Below are 19,070 nucleotides of genomic sequence, written 5' to 3' on the forward strand. Positions count from 1 at the left end.
AAAGAAAAGGGATGCCAAATGTTTAATAAGAAAATTTTTGCATCTGGGTGACTACTTTTCGAGTTCGCTGAAATTAGGATCAATCCAGTCAAGCAAGGCAAAGTGACCATCTTCATACTTCAGCTTGAGGATAGTGCAGTTGCCAATATGATGGTCAATGGGAAGCTTGTTGTAGCGTAAGAAGCAGGCCAGAGCACCGCCGTGAGATACTGCTAAAACCGAATGGTGATCTTCTTGCTCCATGACATCGCTCAAAGTCCTAGTTATTCTTTCACTGACCCCGTCTTGACTTTCCCCGCCAAACTTAACGAAGAAGTCTCCATAAGGAACAGGTGGATTCAAAAAGTCATCCATCGCCTCAAAGCGGCCAAAATTCCATTCCTTGATTCCTTTGAGCCGGGTATAAGGCAGCTTGCCGCCGGTTACTAACTCCAAGGTATCACAGGCACGTTCACTGGTACTTGAATAGCAGTGGTCCAGCTGGATCTTGTTGTCTGTAAAGTAGCGACTAGCGATCTTGGCCTGGTTGATCCCCAATTCAGTTAATGGTGAGTCGCACCAACCCTGGATCTTGTGTTCAAGGTTGAATAGTGTTTGCCCATGACGCATGAGATACAAGATTTTTTCCATTTAAGTTTGCTCCTTTTCACATTTCTATAGCGCTTTCAAAGAAAATTATAACATTTTTTGAAAGCTAATGGAAAAATCTTCGGTAAACAAAGTAGCGTAAACTTTGATATATCAAGCTTTTTACACTATATTTGCACTGTAAAAATAGCCTTATGGGCCAGACTAAATTCAACTTGCCCCCCTCTTTAATTTCTTGGCCTTTTCGCATATTCTGGATCCGAAGCGATGGAATCATAAAGAAGATCCTCTTTTCCCGCTAAAGCCCCGCCCTATCTGGTATCATGGAAATGACAAAGCATCATGCCTAGATTATTCAGCAGTTAAACTGAAACAGCTTAGAAGGAAAAGGAACGAAATTCATGATCGATTGGCTTGCTCTGACCAGAGACCTCTATCTTGAAAAAGGCGAAGACCAGCAGCTTAAAAATTGGCGGATTACATTGACCAAGGATGACCTGCTCGACCTCGGCCTGTTGACTAAGGCCAAACTTGATAAAGACGGCAATTACAGCATCCCTTGCTACAAAATTTTTAAGCAATATGACGTGAGCCCAGCTGAAGTTTATCAAGAACTGGAAGACAAATACGGCCCCCTGCTCTCTAAAAAAGACAAGAGAAAGAAGAAAGCCAAGGTTGACCAGCTTAAATTAAACAAGTTCAAAGAAGACCTAGCTCCAGCTTATGCGGCTTTTCTTGCCGAAAATTTCTCAGAGAAACAGATTATCAGCGACCTCCCCTTTTACCAAAAGATGGCAAAGGCCTGGGAGAGGCCAGCCGAAGGAGTCCTGCTGCCTACCTTTGCCTTGCAAGTACTAGGTGATCCCCATGCCTTTGACCGGGGAAGACGGGGCCGCGGCCTTTTGGAAAAAATCATCCAAGCCCAGCTAGGCGAAGAAGCAACTTTAGAAGACTTCAACGTCTATCCTGACCAGCTCTACAATTTCGCGATGACCGCTAACCTGCTGGACACTCCTTTGACCTACGACATTATTGCCCTGCCGGATATTGACACAATTGTTTTACCGGAAAAGATCAAGGTTTACCTGCATGAAAACTCTGGCGTGACTACTGCACTGGCCAGTAAGTTTCCTAACCGGGCTTTCGTTTGCACGGGCGGACAGGTCAACCTTGCCACGAAAAAGCTGATCAAGCGCCTGCTTACAAATTCCTGCCAGCTTTATTATTCGGGTGATTTAGACCAAAGCGGTATCAAAATTGCAGACAATCTTTTATTAGAATTCCCAGAGATTCACCTTCTTAATATGGATCTGAAGACCTATAAAGAGCACTACCAAGCCAGCGTCCCGCCGGCAAAAGACAAGCAGATCAAGGAAGTAGAAAATCCAGATTTGCAGCAGCTGCTGAATGAGATCCAGAAAAAGAAACGCGTGATTTTTGAAGAGGCCATCCATGATTTTTTATGATAACCAAAGCTTCATGTCCCAAGCGGACGGATTTTTAAAAGCCGTGTCCGCCTCAGGCCTGGCCCGGGACATTGTCGTCTATTTAAACAGCCACCCCATGGGCGAATACACTCCCCTCCAGCTTAGTGAGCAGCTTTCAGCCGACTATGACGAAGTCACTAAAATCCTCAAAAAGCTGTCAGAGAGCAAGAACTTAAAATCGATCCCCTTAACCAACCAGGCTAAGGCCCGGTCGATGAAGGAAGCCATGCAAACCACGGCTTATGCCTTAACCAGTGAAAGTATGGAGCTCTTCCAGGCTTTTGATAAGATCGCCAACCTGCAAAAGCAGATCAGAGAATCCCTGTCCATGACGGAAACCGATGAACTGATCAAGAATTTACGGGAATTAAAGGAAAGTCTTGAGGGACTGCTGACAGATCCAGAGAATTTGGAATTGAAGCAGCAGCTTTTTAAAGATGGTATCTCCCTTTATGACTTGTCTTTTGGCTACAACAATGGTATCTATAATCGGCTGAAGAACCGGATCGACAGCTTTGCGACCAACATCCACGACTTGAACATGCAGGTCTTCCGTCTGGAAACTGACGCAAATACCACTGGCGACTTGAACCAGGAATTGTTTAAGTTGCGGGATGTAGTCAAGGAAGTGCTCGACAAGGTTGAAAGTAAGATCCCAGAAGTCCTGGAAGCAATTTTTGCTTTGGAAGAAAGCCAGACAAAGATTGGTCCTAAGCTCTTTTACCAGCCCCTGGCCGATGAGCTCCTTGCCTTCAACGCTACTAAAACTAGCGACGAATTATCCGAAATCATGGCTGGCAATATCGCAGACATTGCCCAAAGTGAACGGGATGGCAGCGGCCTCTACGCCAGCCTTTTAGACCGTTTGAGCGACATGTTCTTTGCCTTGATCGACCTTATCTCCCAAAATCGGGAAATCCAGGTCAGCAAGGAGCGGGCTGAACGCTTTTTAGCCCAGGCTCAGAGCTTTCAAACTGGCATGACGGCCCAGGAAATGGCCCTCCTTTTTGATCAATATGAAGGCACGCCTGTCTACCACCATTGGTACATGTCCAAGCACGCCAATTACAGCCTGGATGATGAGAAGATCCACTACAACTTTACGCCAAAAGAGCGCAAGCGGGCCGAAGTGAAACTGGCCCGGTCCATGGAACTGACAGATAAGGAAAAAGCTGAACTTGCAGCTGAGCAAAAGCGGCACGCGGCGGAAAAAGCCAAGCAGGCCCAGCTTGGACAAAATCTGATCAATAAGCCGTTAACTAATTTGACAGACGAAGAGTTTGCCTTTTTACAAAAGCTGCTGGGGCAAAGTCATTTTGACTACCGCTTCTCAGCTGATGGTGACTTGTTAAGTGCCAGCGCTACGACTGGCGACTATCTTCTGGTCAAGCAATTCCAAACGGAAAACATGACCATTGAATCACCGAAACAGAGCTTGATTTTATGCAATTGCAGACTGGAGGTAAAAAGCAGATGGCAGAAATAGACTGGAGCCAGGTCATGCCGAATCTTCTGGCTGGCAAGACGACCGCTTATATCAGGCAAAACCGCCTGGCAATCAGCAAATATTTGAAAGACAAGTTCAATTTGGTCTTGGACCAGGACCTGCATCTGCGGGCTTACTCCAAGACCCGGCCGGTTGGCATTGAGGCTGACAAGCGTGTCCAGGCCGATCCTCTCTTATACCGGGTCTACTATGAAACTTTAGCAAGATTATCCAGCCTGCAAACAGGCATGACCATCCTCTATCAGGATATCGTGGCTTATATTAATGACAAAGAAAATCTGTCAGAAGCAAGTTCAGTGGAACTGTCCAAGTACTTGAAGCCAGTCATTGCCAAGCTGGAAAATGACGGAGTGATTGAGCTCCGGGACCAGGATGACAAGGACTCCCTGTATGTCTTGACCAAGCAGCCAAAGCCACAAGATCCGATTGATTTGGAGAAAGGGATGCAGACTGGCAATGATCTTGCCCGGCAAGAACTTCTGTTGAACGGCTTCTTCCGTAAGGAAAACATGGGCAAAAACGAATACAACTACCTGCAGAATTCTTTTGAACCCTTTTTTAATCATGAAACAAGGCAAGGCCTGCGGCTAGTCAACGTTGACGACTATTTTATCCTGCTCAACTATTCCCAACTGGATTTCCCTAACACGGTGCAAAGCAAGCTGGATGCCATGGCAGTTGAATTGGTCCAATTGATCAACGACAGCGGACAGAGCAGTTTTCAATTGCCAGAATTAGTTAACCTGGCCAAGCAGACTGGCAGCTACAAGACCATGACCGGATCACAAAAATCAACTGGCTTGAAGATGAAAGTAAGTGAACTCTTGAATGAACTGACCTATTTTGGCCTGCTTTCTAAAGAGCAGGATACCGGCCTTTTGACTAAAGAACAGGATACCTGGTTTACCACTTCTTTAACCGGATTAATCGTAAAAGATGAGGAAATGACTGATGACGAATTATAAGCTTAACCGCTTTGGTTTCTACAACTATTTCAACTACAGAAATCAGACTTTTGACGCCAATACCCAGTCGATTGTATTTAACGGGGAAAACGGGTCCGGGAAAACCGCGACTATGCTCTCCCTTTTCCCAACGATCTTCTTAGGCAGCATGCGGGTTGTCGATAACAAGAGAAGTTTGGATTACTACATCAAGGCCGGTGAAGCTGGCTTTGCCTGGGTTGAATTTAAGGCAGACGATTTGATTCAGACCCTGCTATTGGCTTACAGCAAGTCGGCCGATGGTTCAAACACCAACCACTACTACTATGTCTTAAAGCAAGGCGTTAAAGGTGATGATCTCCCCTACTCGACCAGCTGGCCGGAATTCCGCGGGGCCGTTAAGCCATATGTTGAACGACGCTACGAGACCCAGGCAGACTACCAAAATGCCATCAACCAGCTCTTCTTTGGCTTTGCCTCACAGAGCGAGATGCAGGAGTACTTTGAGCACCTGGCTGCTTTTGAAAAGCCGCCACTAAAGCAAACTGGCAGCACGGCTGAATTGGACAGCGCCTTAAAGACTGCCCTGCCAAATCTCAGCCACTACGCGAACCGGGCAACGGTTGAAAACTTCATCGACAACGCTCTGGCCATGGTTGAAGAAGAGAAGAAAAAGGCTGCTCTGGACAAGCTGAACAATGCCTTGGCTAAGACAGAAGAATGGGAAACTCTGACCAACAAGCCAACTCTGGCCCAGATCCAGAACTTCTACGGCAAGGCTAAAACTGAGTTGGGCCAGAAGCAGGAACAATTTGAGAAGTTAAAGACTAAACTTGCGGAAACTGAGGAAAAGATCACAAAACTTGAGAGTGACCAGGCAAGTGTCAGTCAGGACTTAAAGGCTAAAGAAGGTGAACGGCAAGCTCTGCAGACCGTGATTGATGCTAAGAACCTTGACCAGTTGTCACGTGAGATCGATCAAACTAAAAATGAGCGAGAAAACCGGGAAAGAGATTTAGAAGCAGCCCAAAAGGACCGCAAGAATGCAGAAGAGCGCTTGCTCGCTTATACCGAGGACGCAAGAAAAGAGAAGAACGCTCTCGTTATCCTTGAAGGCCGCCTGGCAACGATCAAGTCAGAGCTCGCCAAGTATCAAGTTCAAGCTGATTTTGAAGAAAAGTACCCAGACGCTAAAGAGTTGCTGAATAAGCAAAAGCAGCTTTTAGAAGAACTGGAGAAATTGGCCAAACAAAACCAAGAGTTGGTTACTAAGTTAGACATTGTAAATAAAGAAATTAAGGCTTTTGACGAGACCAGCTACACGGATAACATTGCCTCTGCCCTGGCTGAACTGGATCAGGAGACTAGCGCCTGGCTCAAGGAAAGAGAGATCAGTTTTGATCAAGTGGCAGAATTTGACCTTGAGGTCTATGAAGACAGACGGCATTTAGTGGAAAATGCAAGAGGTCAGTACCAAGAAGCTATCGCCGAGACCAAAAACGACATTCGGCTTGAAAAGACCCAGTTAAAGCAACTGAGCTCTGACTTGGCAAAGCTGCAAGAGCGGCCAAAGCCGGAAACGACAGCAGATTTCCAAGACGGCAAGCAGCTTTTTGAACTGGTTGACTTTAAAGACGGCGTGCCAAGGGACCTTCAGTTGCAACTGGAAAGCAACTTAAAGTATTCTAACCTCCTCTATGCCATCTTTGATGGCCAGGAGATCAAGACTGGCTTGGAAGCTGATAATTCTACTGCCAATACTAGCAATGTAAATAAAGGTGATCTCTCAACTCTTGCCGACTACTTAGTTAGTCAAGATGATCGGGTTAACTCCTTTTTACAAACGGTTGCGGTTAAAGACGGCCATATCAGTTATGCCAGCGTCAAGGTGCATAGCGAGAAAGGCACAGCGATCACCCATATCGGTGAAAGCAACCGGCAAAAAGAACGGGAAAGACAGATTGCCCAACTGACGGAAGAAATTAATCAAGTTAAGCTGCACTTAGAGGAACTGGCAGATAAGCTGGCCAGCTATCAAGAACTGTTTAAACAAGCAGATCCTGCTGCTTTCCCGAAGAGTGCCAAGGTCACCGAAGCACAAATCGCCTATAATAATGCCCTAGATGAACAAGACAAACGCTTAAAGAAGCAGGAAAAGCTGGAAGTACAGTTAGCCGACTTCCACCGGCAAAAAGAACAACTTACTAGCGAGCTCTGCCCTGATTTGCCAGCTGAGAGCAAGGAATTTGCTGACTACCGTCTGGCCTGGGACAAATACCAGGACAAGCAAATCCAGCGGATTATGCAAGAAAATGACTTGCTTAAGCAAAAGGACCGGCTGGCTAGTGCTGAAAGCCGGATCATGCAAGCTCGCGCTGAATTATCTGAAAAAACAAAGCAGGTCCAAGACAAGCAAGACCGGTTAACTGAAATTAAAGCTCAGATTGAGACTCTTGAAAAACAACTGGAAGAAATCCAGAATGACCCAGAAACTAAAAAGCAGCTGGCCAGAAAGGAAGAACTGGACCAAATGCTTAAGGAGCTTGAAAAACAACTTACCGAAATTGGATTCAAGTTGGAGCAAGAAAACAACAACTTGACCAACTACCAGGAACATTTGCCAGAAAAGCAGGCAGCCTATGAAGATTTGGATCATGAATATGCGGCAGTAACTGATCTGCTGGAAAAACTGAATTTAACTGAAAAGGTCAAGGATGCATCCCCTAACGACTGGAACAGTGAGCAGGTCAAGGCAAACAACCAAAATAAGGCCAACCTGGCTATGATTGCCGTTAACAGCATTAACGGTGAAACAGACTACCGGGTCGACAACAGCAAACGCTTGGAATTTGAAGACATTGAACTCAGCGACTACCTGCTTGTTCAAGTCCAAAACTTGTTGCATGAAATTGCAGTAGTTCACTACTACTACGGTGAACAGGAGTTAGAGCTCAGCAAGCTCTATGACGATATTCGCCAGCAGCTTGAATCATTCCAGGCTTCAGCTGACGATGAGGTTCAGCGTCTGGCCCGCTACCTTAACAACTCGACGATTCTGCAAAAGATCCGCCAGGCCACTGCTGAAGCGACAACTTTGACAAAACAGATCAACAAGTCCTTGAAGGAAAAGGAACAGACAAGCCACATCTCCTTCTATACCAGCTTCAGTGAAATTCCAGACTACAGAAAGGACTACCTGGCAGCTTTTGGGAATACTTCAATCGACAGTCCGGAAAGCCAGAACGCGGTTACCCTCTTGATGGACCGCTTCTGGACTTACATTAAGGACAATAACGATGAGATGACCAGGGATGAGCTGGTTGACCACTTCTATGAGGAATTTGACTACAAGAAATGGTACAGATTTAACATCAGCTTCCGCCGTCATGCTGGTGACGCCACGGAAAAGATGACTGACCGGAAGCTTAATGCCTTCTCTGAAGGGCAAAGAAGCCGGGCGATCCTTGAACCACTTTTGATCGTCTTGGAACTGGACGAAAAGAAGATGAGCAATCCGCTTGCTCCGAAGATCATCTTGATGGACGAATCCTTCTCTGGTATCGATGATGAACAGCAAGAGCTGCTGCTGAAAAATATCTACGATATTGCGGACAACTTTATCGCTACTGGCTACAACGCCCGCCTTGCGGTACCAGAAAACAGCAAGGACACGACTTACTTTACCCTGATCGATCACACGGTCGATGGCAAGAATCACTTTATCTCTGTAGAACAGAGCATCGTCAGAAAAAATCGCTAAAAAATAAGGCATGATTCCGAATTAACGGAGTCATGCCTTTTTGGCTGAAAAACTAGGCGTGTTTCTTCATCTGAAGCTGCTGCTTTTGGTAAAGTACGGTTAACACAGCCCAGATAATATTAATGATTGCCCAAGCGTTGCTATATCTTGCATAGGCCGACTGTCCTGGAAAGGCAAGCTGAACTACCGCCAAGATGACCACAATCACCATCATAACAGACACTGCCTTGAAAAACTTCGGCCGGTCAATCCAAACAGCTGCCAGAATCAGCGCGACAATCGACAGCAAATTAGCAATCAAGAAGAAATTGTTGCTTGGATTGTCTTGCGTTGCGTAGCCAAAAGTATAGTTTGGCCCCAAAGCGACCAGGTAAATTGCCATTAATACCCGATAGGCAATCGTTTTTTGCTTCTGTGTAAACAATTTTTCTCATCCCCTTCTATCACACACCACGGTCAACTTCTGTTGGTCAAGTCCATTATACATCTTTTTAGTATAAACAATATGTTTTTTTGAAAAATACACATTACAAAAAGCAGCATCCCTATTCCCAGAATGCTGCTCTCCTCTATTCAGTTATTTCTTTCACTACGCGCGCCGGGACACCTGCCGCGATCGTTCTGGCTGGAACATCTTTTGTCACTACTGCACCAGCCGCGATAATCGCTCCATCACCAATCGTGACGCCTGGCAAAACAGTGACGTTAGCGCCAAGCCAAACCCTTTTGCCAATATGCACTGCTGCTGGCAGCAGCTCCCCTCTTTTGGCTGGATCTTGCTCGTGATTCAAAGTCGCGATCATGGCATGGTGGCCAATCAATGCACCGTCCCCAATATAGACTCCGCCCTGGTCCTGGATAGTGCAGCCAGTATTGATGAACACGTTTTTTCCAACATGGATGTTCTTTCCGCAATCCGTATAAAATGGTGGTACCAAAGACAAGCTGCGATTGACCTTGCTACTCGTCAGTTTGGCAAACAAGTTCTGCACCTCTTCGGGGGTGTGATAAGCATTATTCAGCTCCATCGTCACCTTCAAGGCTTCTTGCGTCAAATATGAGCTGTATTCCAGTTCTTCTGAAGGATCAACAATCCTTTTCCCGCTGTTTACGTATGCTAAAAATTCTTCCAGCTTCATTATTACCTCAAAATCATCGTAAGCCCTGCTATTTAAGGGTTACGGTAACATTGTTCCGATCCAGCAGATCACGGATTTCTTCTTTGCTTAGGTCAATATGGCCCAAGCGCGTGTATGCCCAAGAATTAGTACCATAGAACATGACCAGTTGCCTGCTCGAATACAATACGATATCGCCTGGCTTTGTCTTGGTCTGCCGATCGCTGCTGACGATCTTATGGCCCAGACTCCCTACTTGCTCAAAGCCGCCAAACTTCGACATACTGATGGTCAAGGGAAGCAGCTTTTTTAGTGCGGCAACGGAGTCATTGCTTTCCCATTTGACTGGAATTTCCTTATTTCCGATATACAAATGCATTTTTGCTCCTTGTCTGGCTGAACTGGTCCTTACTGCTGAAGTGCTTGCTGATTTCTGGCTCCGGCCGCTCTGCTCCTGGCTGCCACTTGTGCCGCAGGCGGTCAGAAGGAAAAGGGAAGCACCAGCAACCAGCAGACTTTTCAGCCGCTTAGCCCGCTTTTTCATTTCTGGCCTAGTTCAGGTATTTGTCAAAGAATGATTGGATCTTATCAAAAGGAATAATGTCCTTTTGGTCGTAAAGGTCAGTGTGACTTGCCCCCGGGATCAAGAGCAATTCCTTGTTGTCGGTGTACTTGCTGTCCTTAATCATGTTGGCGTAAGCATCTTTTGAAAAGTAGCATGAGTGCGCCTTGTCGCCATGAATCATCAAGACGGCATTTCTGATTTCGTTTGAGTAGGTAAACAGGCGAGTGTTCAACAAGGAAGTAGAAGTCGTCACGTTCCAGCCTTCATTGGAGTTGACGCTGCGCTTGTGGTAGCCGCGCGGAGTCTTGTAGTAAGCGTGGTAGTCCTTGACGAATTGCGGAGCATCTTCTGGAACTGGGTCAACCACCCCGCCGGCCTTGGCATAGCTGCCAGCCTTGTAGTCGGCAGTTCTTTGCTCATTCAAGGCAACTCTCATCTTGTGGCGGGCTTCTTCATTGTCATCCGCGTCAAAGTAGCCGTTGCCAGTCACTCTGGACATATCGTACATGGTTGAGGTTACGGTTGCCTTGATTCTGGTGTCAATTGCAGCCGTCTGCAGAGCCATTCCGCCCCAGCCGCAGATCCCGATGATCCCGATTCTTTCTGGGTCAACATTGTCTTGCACTGACAAAAAGTCAACCGCTGCCTGGAAGTCTTCGACGTTGATGTCTGGGCTATTGATGCCTCTTGGACTGCCGCTTGATTCGCCAGTGTAAGATGGGTCAAAAGCAATTGCCAAAAAGCCTCTTTCAGCCATTTCTTGAGCGTAAAGGCCGCTTGATTGTTCTTTGACAGCCCCAAAAGGACCAGCAACGGCAATGGCTGGCAGTTTGCCTGCGGCATCCTTTGGCGTATACATGTCAGCTGCCAAAGTAATGCCGAAGTGGTTGATGAAAGTTACCTTTTGGTGGTCAACCTTGTCGCTCTTAGGAAAGACCTTGTCCCATTCTTCAGTCAGATTAAGTTTTTCTGTTTGCATCATGATTTTTGCCTCCATTTACTATTTTTTCAGCTTGATTTCTTTTTCGGTCTTCCGGATCAGATAATCCAGCAGATCGACCCTACGGCTGCTTGCATGCAGATCGCACAATGCGTGACATCTGGCCAGCTTCATTTTCAGCAGAGCGTCATCATACTGCCCGCCGGCCCACATTTTGATAATTTCCTCGGCCAAAGCTGCATCACAGCCCGCGTCAGCCAGATTTTGCTTGATTGCTGGCAAGTCCATCCCGCACCTCCTTGCTTTTCTGCCTTGCTTGATTATTAGTATATTTCCTTGCAGACTTATGCGCTAATGGTTATAATCTATGACATGATATTCCTTTTTAGAATGGTGGGAGGAAACAATGGAAATACGGACCTTACGCTATTTTCTGGCGGTAGCCAGAGATGAAAACATGACCCGGGCCGCCGAGAGCCTGCACGTCACCCAGCCAACCCTGTCCAAGGCCATTAAGTCCCTGGAAGAAGAATTGGGTCAGAAGCTTTTTACCAGGCAGTCCTTCAGCATCAAACTGACCGACGAAGGATTTCTTTTAAGAAACCGGGCTGAAGACCTGGTATCCATGGCCGACAAGATTGAACAGGAATTTTTGGCCCTAGATGACATCACGGGCGGAGACCTGTACTTTGGCCTGGCCGAATCCTACCAGATCAGCTTCCTGGCCCGGGAGATCAGCTCTTTCAAGCAGCTCTACCCAGACCTGCGCTACCACATTACCAGTGGCGACACTTCGCAAGTGGCCGAGAAACTGGACAAGGGCTTGTTGGACTTCGTCGTCCTGGCGGAAATGCCCGACACTAGCAAGTATGAATCACTGATTTTTCCGGAAACTGACACTTGGGGCGTGGTCATGCCGGCAGACGTTCCTTTGGCGCAAAAAGAAGCAATTTCCGTTGACGACCTGGTCGGCCTGCCGCTTTTCTGCTCAGGCCAGGGCTGGAAAAACGACATTCCCCGCTGGGCCAAGGACAAAATGGAGGATCTCCACTTGGAAGGGTCTTTTGGCCTGGTTTACAACGCCTCGGTTTTTGCTAAAGAACACCTGGGCTACCTCCTGTCTTTTGACAAGCTGGTCGACACTTCCCCGGAAAGCGGGATGGTCTTTCGGCCATTGACGCCAAAACTGGAGACCAATCTTTATCTCGTTTGGAAAAAATACCAGACCTTCTCCCCAATCGCTGACCGCTTTTTGAAGAAGATTCAGAAGTCCTTTGGACAAAAAGGAGAAGAATCATGACGGATCCAGCCGTAAAAGAAGCCTTGAAGGCCGCCTTCTTCGCGCTTGCCCAGAATCAGAGCATTAGCACGATTACCGTTCGCCAACTCTGCAGGCAGGCCCATGGAACGATGATCAAGGCCCCTTCAAGCGCTCTTATGACGTCTTTGGGGACGGCCGTGATCAACATTCCTGGCCATACCGACGGCCTGGTCGCAACCAAGATCACGCAAGATGATGGGAAATTCTTTCTTTATTATGGTGATGGCGGCTATGGCGACAAGTCTTGGCAGGCAATGATTACTTCTGGCATCTCCACCGACAAGGCAGCACAAAAGAAATCCTTGGCCTGGATCAGAGAACAGTCGCTCTCACCGAACTGCATCGCCTCCCTCTCTTGCCATGGTAAGGAAATCAAGCCAGGAACCATCAGCTTCTAGCTGCCGAGGGCAATTGCTTGTTATTTTTTTAGCAGATGTTATCATACGTTTAACAAGTAAAATAACAGGAGGAAAAGCTGATGAAAGTATTTATTGCTGGAGGAAGCGGCCGGGTGGCGACTGCCGTGATTGAGAACCTGGTCAAAGAAGGCCACGAGGTGTATGCCGGCTCGCGGCACAAGGATTCAATCGTCAAGTTGCCGGGGGTCACGGCGTTTATGCTTGACCTGCACGAGAGCGTCTCAGACCTGGCCAGCAGGCTCAAAGGAATGGACGCTGTCTACTTTTTGGCGGGGTCACGGGGAAAAGACCTGCTGCAGACCGACGCTTTTGGTGCCGTCAAGCTGATGCAGGCCAGTGAAAAGGCCGGGGTCAAGCGCTACATTCAGTTGAGCTCGATTTTCGCGACCGAGCCTGACAAGTGGCAGGAAGAACCGTCATTGAGCGGCATCATTGATTACGACATCGCCAAGTTCTTCTCAGACGAGTGGCTGATCAACAACACGAATTTGGATTACACCATCGTAGCTCCCGGCGTTTTGGAGGAAAAGCCGGCAACTGGCAAAATTCAGCTGAATCCGGAACATTCCGGGCCAAACCCGATTCCAGACGTAGCCGCGGTTCTGGCCGGCGTTTTGGACAAAAAGAATACATATAAGAAGCTGATCAAAATGATCGGCGGCGACACCCCAATCGATGACGCCATCGCGAAAATTTAAGAATAAGCAACCCCTCTGGCAAATGCCAGAGGGGTTTTTGGTGTATCGTTGCTTTTTTAAAGCTTGATGAGGCGGCCGTCATGGGCTCCGCGCCGGTGGGAAATCGACAGAACCGTTCGCCCGCTGCTGGCAGCATCGATTGCCTTGAGGACTTTGGCTTCTGTTTCCCTGTCCAGGGATGCGGTCATTTCGTCTAAAAGCAAGATCTGCGGGTCACAGACAACGCTGCGGGCGATCATCAAGAGCTGCAGCTGCCCTTGCGAGAGGTTGATGTCATTTACCGGTGTGTTCAAGCCTTGCGGAAGATTTTTGACAATATCGGTTAGGCCAACCATGGCTAAAGCCTTGTCGATCATCTCAGCAGTAATCGTGTCGTCATATAAAGTGATCTGGTCTTTGACCGTCCCGTCGACCAGGGCAACCCCTTGCTCACAAATTGCCAAAAAATGGCGCTGATTCTTTGGATGATCGTCTGGTGAATGGCCATCCAGCAAGATCTTCCCCTTTTGCGGCTGGTAGAGGCCCAGAAGGAGTTTAAAAATTGTGCTCTTCCCCTTCCCGGTCCGGCCGACAAAGGTTACGTGCTCACCCTTGGCAACTTTAAAGGAGTAGTCCTTTAAGATCGGCTGGTCTGGCAGGTAGCCGAAAGTGACATGGTCAAAAGTGATGTAGTCCCCTTTCCCTTGATAGATGTTTGGTTTGCTGTCTGCTTCATTTAAAAAGTCCTGGATCCGGCTCATCCCGGCCATGGCGTCTTGAATGCTCTGGATTTCCATCCCGATTGATTCCAGAGGAGTAAAAATCTGCCCCACATAGGCGATCAAGGCCACGGCGCTGCCGGCGTTGATACCAAAGAAGGCCTGCATCTTCTGCCCTTGGGCAGCCCCAATCATCAAGAGGCCAATAACGACGGCTTCGATGGTCAAGATGATTGGTGAATAGACACTGTCCAGCCAGTTGGACTTGTTCTGGGCCCGGTAGGATTCTTCGATATATTGATCATACTTGTCTTCCATGTAGTCTTCTTTTTCAAAGATATGGATCATGGAGAGGACCCGAAGAGTTTCGGGAATATGGTGGTTGACCTTGGCAATGGCCGCCCGGTTTTCCTTCTGGGAAGCCAGGGAGGCCTTCTGGAAGTGCCTGGTCATGACTAAGATCAAGGGCATTACGATTAAGATGATGAAGCCCAGACCAATGCTGCGGGTAAAGACAACAAAGAGCAGGCCGATCAGCTGGAAGAGGTCAGCGATCATCCCGACTACTCCCTCGCTATAGAGGCTGTTGATGGTATCAGCGTCGTTGACAAAGACTGAGGCGATTGCTCCGCTTTCGTGATTGGTCAAATAACCGGTCGTGATGGTATTCAGTTTTTGGACTAAGGCGCTCCGCATGCCGTGGGTCAATTTTTGGCCAAAAATCGTAATGGAAATATTTTGGGCTGAGGCAAAAAGGTCTGAGAGGACGATTAAGCCCAGGTAGGCCAGGGCAAAAAGCAGGGAAACCTCCTTTTGATCAGTCAAGTGGTTGACGATCTGCTCCAGAGCCAGGGGCGGCAAAAGCGAAGTGATGATGCTCAAAATGATGAGCAGGACCATGGAGATAAAGCTCTTGGGATGGTCATGAATGACTGTTTTAGCGATATTACGCATGTTGCTGCCCCCCTTCAATCAACTTGGCATAATCAGCATTCTTTTCTAGCAGGTCATCATGCTTGCCAACGGTAACCTGGTGGTCATGGATAAAGATAATCTGGTCCAGCTGGCTGAAGCAGTCAACCCGGTGGGTCATCAGCAAGATGACATGGCCTTCAAGGCTTTTCAGATTATCCAGAATCTTCTGTTCAGTTGCGTAGTCAACAGCGGAAAATGGGTCATCCAAAACAATGATGGGCTTAGCGTGAGCCAAGGTCCGGGCTAGGGCAACCCGCTGCTGCTGACCACCTGACAGGGTCATCCCGCCGTTGCCGATAAGGGTGTCCGGCCCATTTTTGAGCTCTCCTACTTCTTGGTCTAAGCAAACCAGCTTTAGGTAATGGTCAAGGTCTATGTCATCGCCTAAGCAAATGTTGTTCTTGATGCTGTCGCTCAAGAGCATGGGGTCATGGCCCATATAGGTGATCCATTGGTGGGCAGAGTGAGGAGAGAGCTTTTTGAAATCAAGGCCATTTATAAGAATCTGCCCCTGGTAATCAGCTTCATCAATTAAAGCTTTACCCAGCAGGCTTTTCCCGCAGGCCACCTCGCCGGTAATACCGATGATTTCATTAGCAGAAGCGGTAAAATTGATGTCCTTGACCGCGGTTTCCGGGTAGCCATGGTAAAAAGTCGTCACATGATCAAAAGTGAGGTCGTTAATTGTTTTCTTTTCCACTTGATAATGATCATAGATCGGGTCGCTCATCAGCGGTCTGATCCGGACCCAGGAGACTTGGGCTTTTTGAACAGCATTGAAAAGCTTGGCGGCGTGGGAGACCTTGGTGGCGAGTTTGGTAAAGCAGGCTAAGAAAGTCGTGAAGCTGGCCAGGTCCCAGGCCTTCCAGCCGATGTGGAGGACATTGCGGCCGCCAAAGTAGATGATCAAGACGATGCCAAACATGGCAATGGCATCGTAAAGCGGAGTCAAGGCACCTTCAAAAATATTGGAGACGGCACTTTTCTGCTCATAATCGGTCAGCTGCTTTTCATAGCGATCATTAAGGGCTTGCTCCCGGCCGGTGATCCGGTAGGTCATGGCGTGGACGATCCGGTCAAGGGTCATCGTGTTTAAGACAGACTCGCTCTCCTTATAGGCCTTGTTGGCTTTGACGACTTTTTTCTTAAGGACATTGGCGATCACGTAAGCTAGCGGTGTAAACATGCAGGCTAAGATGGTCAAGCGGACATCGTAGTAAAGCAGCATGGCCAAGTAAGCAATCATAACGACGCCAGTGTCAAAAATTTCCGTGGTAAACTTCCGCATCCCCTCCACGCAGCTGTCGACGTCGCTGATGGCCTTGGTCATAAGGGAGCCAGTGTCATCGCCAAATTGCCGGTGCAAAAGCGCGTTATAGAGCAAGCGCCGCATCCGGCGGGAGGTGTGGTTGGCAAAAATCCGCACGCTGAAGCGTTTAACCGCCCGGCAGACTTGAACCAGGGCAATTACCAGCATGTAAAGAAGGGATAATTGGATTAGACGGTTGGCCAGGATCTTGTGGTTCAGAAGATCATAGAGTCCTTGGACCAGCTGCCCTTGAAAGTATGGTCCAGCGACCATGCCGATATTGTAGATTAAACCTGAAATTGTAACGACCACAAGAATTGGCGCTTCATACCAGAAGTAGCTGCTCATTTTCTTGGGGTCGCGGGTATTTTTCTGTACCATCTCGCTGCCTCCTCATAGTGGATTCTTGCCCATTTTCTGTATCAGTTATCAGTAATTCTACTTTCATCATAGCACCGATTCTTCTTCAGTCTAGTCCATTTTGGATGGGATGAAGGAGAATTTTTTATACGAAAAAACGGCCAGCAACTGGATACTACCCAGCTACTGGCCGCTTTTATTATGGCTCCTTCTAGCGGAGATAAGTTGTTAGCTACAATTTGTTCTCGCCTTGAACCAGCGGAAATGTATTAAGTTTTAATGCGTGATTATAATCATAGGCAACGTCTACATTCTCATTTTACACTTGGGCATCTTGATGGTTGGTTTCTGCCAGCCATGATATAACTGCATTGCCAACATCAGTACGATGCACATCATGGACTGATTTGCCATCGCCAACATCTAATACCGGCTCTAAGCCTTCCGACTCGTTAATTCTATTTGCGGTTGCAAGATTTGCAATTACTGCATCATGTTGGCGCCGTCTAGCATTATCAAGTCTGGCATATTCTTCACGGTAGGAATTTGTATCATTAGCTTCTTTGGCTTTAGCTAATTTTAAATCGAAATCTCTTACAATTGTTGCATATTCGGCCATATCATTAACTAACATGTCATGAAAGTCAGAGTAAAAGTTTTCGTCTTCTTCGTCAACTAAGTTGCCTAATTCGTCTAGTGCCTTTTGGTTGATAAAGTATGCAGACATTGGTTGTCGCCCGCTATTCTGAATAATGGATTTTGTCCGCTTTCTAATATAGTCCAAATTCGCTTTTTCAACTTCATTCATATCAGTTGGATCTTCGACTAAATTAAGTTGGTAGAGTACCTCGCCAATTTGCTTGCGATTATTAGCCCACTCTTCGTCAGTCGATAAGCTCTTTATCTTACTGTTTAATTTGTTCAAGCGAATGTATAAATCAAGCTTTTGGGTCTCGGTCAGTTTATATGTCATATTAATTGCTCCTTACTTTTTGTTTACGATGTTTCTTCATGTATGTTGAACTGGCAACTTCATCGGTAAATCAGGCCGTACTGTCTGAATCATCTTAATTAGATGCTCACACACTTTATTATAATGGTAAAAGAATAACATTGGGTGAATTTGGCCAAATTCTCCTTTATCTCGTCTTGTTAGCAAGTTTAGCAATCTTATGCGACTCTTTGCCTTTGCACTAGTCAAAGATAATCACGTCGAGGTCTTCATATGCAAAATACAATAACTAGAACTTATCAGCTACTGGCCGCTTTATCTATTTTTCTTACAGCATGATCCGGACCTGCTGGCCATCAAGCCAGGCGGTCACATTTTCAAAAGCCATCTCAGCTCTTCTGTCGATTGATTCTTTCGTGTCAAAACCTACATGCGGGGTGCAGACCAAATTCGGCAGTCCAAGCAGAGGATAATCTGCTGAAAGTGGGGGATCCTGGTCAAAGACATCAAGCCCTGCCTTAATCCGCCCTTCCTTTAAGGCGGCGGCCAGGGCCCCTGTGTCTACGACTGGACCTCTGGAAGTGTTGATCAAAATTGCCCCTTCCTTCATTTCGCCAATTTCCTTTTGCCCAATCAGCCCTTTAGTTTCCGGAGTCAGCGGAGTGTGAAGCGAAACAATATCAGCTTCCTGCATCACTTCATCCAGTGACTTGTATTCAAGGCCCAAAGCACGAGCGGCCGGCTTTTGACTGCGGCTAAAGCCAATCAGCTTGCAGCCAAAAGCCTTAAAAATCTCTGCCGTCCGGCAGCCGATTGCTCCAGTACCAACAATGCCGACCGTTTTGTCCGCCAGTTCACGCCCTTGCAGGCCGCCCTTGCCTTTTCCTGCCTGAACAGCCTCATTGCCGGCGCTGATGTTTCTAAGGCAGTCCAAAGTCAAGCCGATTGCCAATTCAGCCACCGCGTCGTTGCAATAGCCACCCGTGTTGGAGATCTTGATATCATTCTCCTTGCAGGCTTCTAGGTCAACATGGTCAATCCCAACGAATGCAACGGAAATAAACTTCAATTTCTTGTCCGCCCGGATTACTTCCCCCGGCAAAGGATGGTTGGCAATAATCAAGGCATCCGCGTCCTCGCTTCTTTTTTTCAGCTCTTCAGGATCAGTTGAAAAACTGTCATAAGCAACAAATTCATGTCCCTGCTTGCTTAATTTTTCCGCCAGCTTGACCAGGGTATCCTTCTCAATCCCCAGTGGCTCCATCAATACAATCTTCATTTTTTCTCCTTAACTTTTAATTTACAAGCACTTTAGTAAGCGCATACATCAAAGATATTATCTCATTTTTATCGTTTCTTTGCCAAGAATAGAAATTATTTTGCTATTTCCAAGTTTCTTTCTTGACATTAGTCTACATAGAGACTAAAA

General features: G+C 47.2%; 17 protein-coding genes. 7 read left to right on the plus strand and 10 right to left on the minus strand.

What is annotated here, in order from left to right:
• Nucleotides 1-51: 51 nt before the first annotated feature.
• Nucleotides 52-630, minus strand: a complete 579-nt coding sequence (locus ACYVUV_RS05475; protein ID WP_439775631.1) for a histidine phosphatase family protein — start codon at nucleotides 628-630, stop codon at nucleotides 52-54.
• Nucleotides 631-989: 359 nt separating this feature from the next.
• Between ACYVUV_RS05475 and ACYVUV_RS05480 the strand changes: the two genes are divergently transcribed.
• Genes ACYVUV_RS05480 through ACYVUV_RS05495 form a run of 4 tightly spaced genes read left to right on the plus strand, consistent with a single transcriptional unit; the run spans nucleotide 990 to nucleotide 8,286 of the window.
• Complete coding sequence (locus ACYVUV_RS05480) at nucleotides 990-2,054, plus strand: DUF2399 domain-containing protein (protein ID WP_439775632.1); 1,065 nt, start codon at nucleotides 990-992, stop codon at nucleotides 2,052-2,054.
• Entirely contained in the window at nucleotides 2,041-3,561 is a 1,521-nt protein-coding gene (locus tag ACYVUV_RS05485; protein ID WP_439775633.1) for a hypothetical protein, read from the plus strand. The genes ACYVUV_RS05480 and ACYVUV_RS05485 overlap by 14 nt, the downstream gene beginning before the upstream one ends.
• Entirely contained in the window at nucleotides 3,549-4,547 is a 999-nt protein-coding gene (locus tag ACYVUV_RS05490) for a hypothetical protein (RefSeq protein WP_439775634.1), read from the plus strand. Before ACYVUV_RS05485 ends, ACYVUV_RS05490 begins: the two co-directional genes overlap by 13 nt.
• Entirely contained in the window at nucleotides 4,534-8,286 is a 3,753-nt protein-coding gene (locus ACYVUV_RS05495) for an SbcC/MukB-like Walker B domain-containing protein (RefSeq protein ID WP_484499158.1), read from the plus strand. The genes ACYVUV_RS05490 and ACYVUV_RS05495 overlap by 14 nt, the downstream gene beginning before the upstream one ends.
• Before the next feature lie 52 nt (nucleotides 8,287-8,338).
• Here the strand turns inward: ACYVUV_RS05495 and ACYVUV_RS05500 are convergent, their stop codons facing one another.
• The 5 genes from ACYVUV_RS05500 to ACYVUV_RS05520 form a co-directional block, all read right to left on the minus strand.
• Complete coding sequence (locus ACYVUV_RS05500; RefSeq protein WP_439775636.1) at nucleotides 8,339-8,710, minus strand: hypothetical protein; 372 nt, start codon at nucleotides 8,708-8,710, stop codon at nucleotides 8,339-8,341.
• A 145-nt stretch (nucleotides 8,711-8,855) separates the two neighbouring features.
• A complete protein-coding gene (locus ACYVUV_RS05505) occupies nucleotides 8,856-9,425 on the minus strand; it encodes a sugar O-acetyltransferase (RefSeq protein ID WP_439775637.1) in 570 nt (189 codons plus the stop codon).
• A gap of 28 nt (nucleotides 9,426-9,453) precedes the next feature.
• Complete coding sequence (locus tag ACYVUV_RS05510; protein WP_439775638.1) at nucleotides 9,454-9,948, minus strand: cyclophilin-like fold protein; 495 nt, start codon at nucleotides 9,946-9,948, stop codon at nucleotides 9,454-9,456.
• A 7-nt stretch (nucleotides 9,949-9,955) separates the two neighbouring features.
• Entirely contained in the window at nucleotides 9,956-10,948 is a 993-nt protein-coding gene (locus tag ACYVUV_RS05515) for an alpha/beta hydrolase (RefSeq protein ID WP_439775650.1), read from the minus strand.
• 21 nt (nucleotides 10,949-10,969) lie between these two features.
• A complete protein-coding gene (locus ACYVUV_RS05520; RefSeq protein ID WP_439775639.1) occupies nucleotides 10,970-11,197 on the minus strand; it encodes a hypothetical protein in 228 nt (75 codons plus the stop codon).
• Nucleotides 11,198-11,315: 118 nt separating this feature from the next.
• On the opposite strand from ACYVUV_RS05520, the gene ACYVUV_RS05525 reads away from it, so the two are divergent.
• The 3 genes from ACYVUV_RS05525 (at nucleotide 11,316) to ACYVUV_RS05535 (ending at nucleotide 13,347) form a co-directional block, all read left to right on the plus strand.
• Complete coding sequence (locus ACYVUV_RS05525; RefSeq protein WP_439775640.1) at nucleotides 11,316-12,209, plus strand: LysR family transcriptional regulator; 894 nt, start codon at nucleotides 11,316-11,318, stop codon at nucleotides 12,207-12,209.
• Nucleotides 12,206-12,628 (plus strand): hypothetical protein, encoded by a 423-nt coding sequence (locus ACYVUV_RS05530; protein WP_439775641.1) that lies wholly within the window; start codon nucleotides 12,206-12,208, stop codon nucleotides 12,626-12,628. Before ACYVUV_RS05525 ends, ACYVUV_RS05530 begins: the two co-directional genes overlap by 4 nt.
• 80 nt (nucleotides 12,629-12,708) lie before the next feature.
• Nucleotides 12,709-13,347 (plus strand): NAD(P)H-binding protein, encoded by a 639-nt coding sequence (locus ACYVUV_RS05535; RefSeq protein WP_439775642.1) that lies wholly within the window; start codon nucleotides 12,709-12,711, stop codon nucleotides 13,345-13,347.
• 56 nt (nucleotides 13,348-13,403) lie between these two features.
• Here the strand turns inward: ACYVUV_RS05535 and ACYVUV_RS05540 are convergent, their stop codons facing one another.
• The 4 genes from ACYVUV_RS05540 to ACYVUV_RS05555 form a co-directional block, all read right to left on the minus strand.
• The gene (locus tag ACYVUV_RS05540; RefSeq protein WP_439775643.1) at nucleotides 13,404-14,999 is read right to left on the minus strand and encodes an ABC transporter ATP-binding protein; all 1,596 of its coding nucleotides are present in this window, start codon (nucleotides 14,997-14,999) and stop codon (nucleotides 13,404-13,406) included.
• A complete protein-coding gene (locus ACYVUV_RS05545) occupies nucleotides 14,992-16,710 on the minus strand; it encodes an ABC transporter ATP-binding protein (protein ID WP_439775644.1) in 1,719 nt (572 codons plus the stop codon). Before ACYVUV_RS05545 ends, ACYVUV_RS05540 begins: the two co-directional genes overlap by 8 nt.
• A 298-nt stretch (nucleotides 16,711-17,008) precedes the next feature.
• Nucleotides 17,009-17,662 carry a hypothetical protein gene (locus ACYVUV_RS05550; RefSeq protein WP_439775645.1) on the minus strand — a complete coding sequence of 218 codons (654 nt, stop codon included), beginning with the start codon at nucleotides 17,660-17,662 and terminating at the stop codon, nucleotides 17,009-17,011.
• Between the two features lie 307 nt (nucleotides 17,663-17,969).
• Entirely contained in the window at nucleotides 17,970-18,920 is a 951-nt protein-coding gene (locus ACYVUV_RS05555) for a 2-hydroxyacid dehydrogenase (RefSeq protein WP_439775646.1), read from the minus strand.
• Nucleotides 18,921-19,070 lie beyond the last annotated feature (150 nt).

The sequence above is a fragment of the Lactobacillus sp. WILCCON 0149 genome (genome assembly GCF_057197965.1).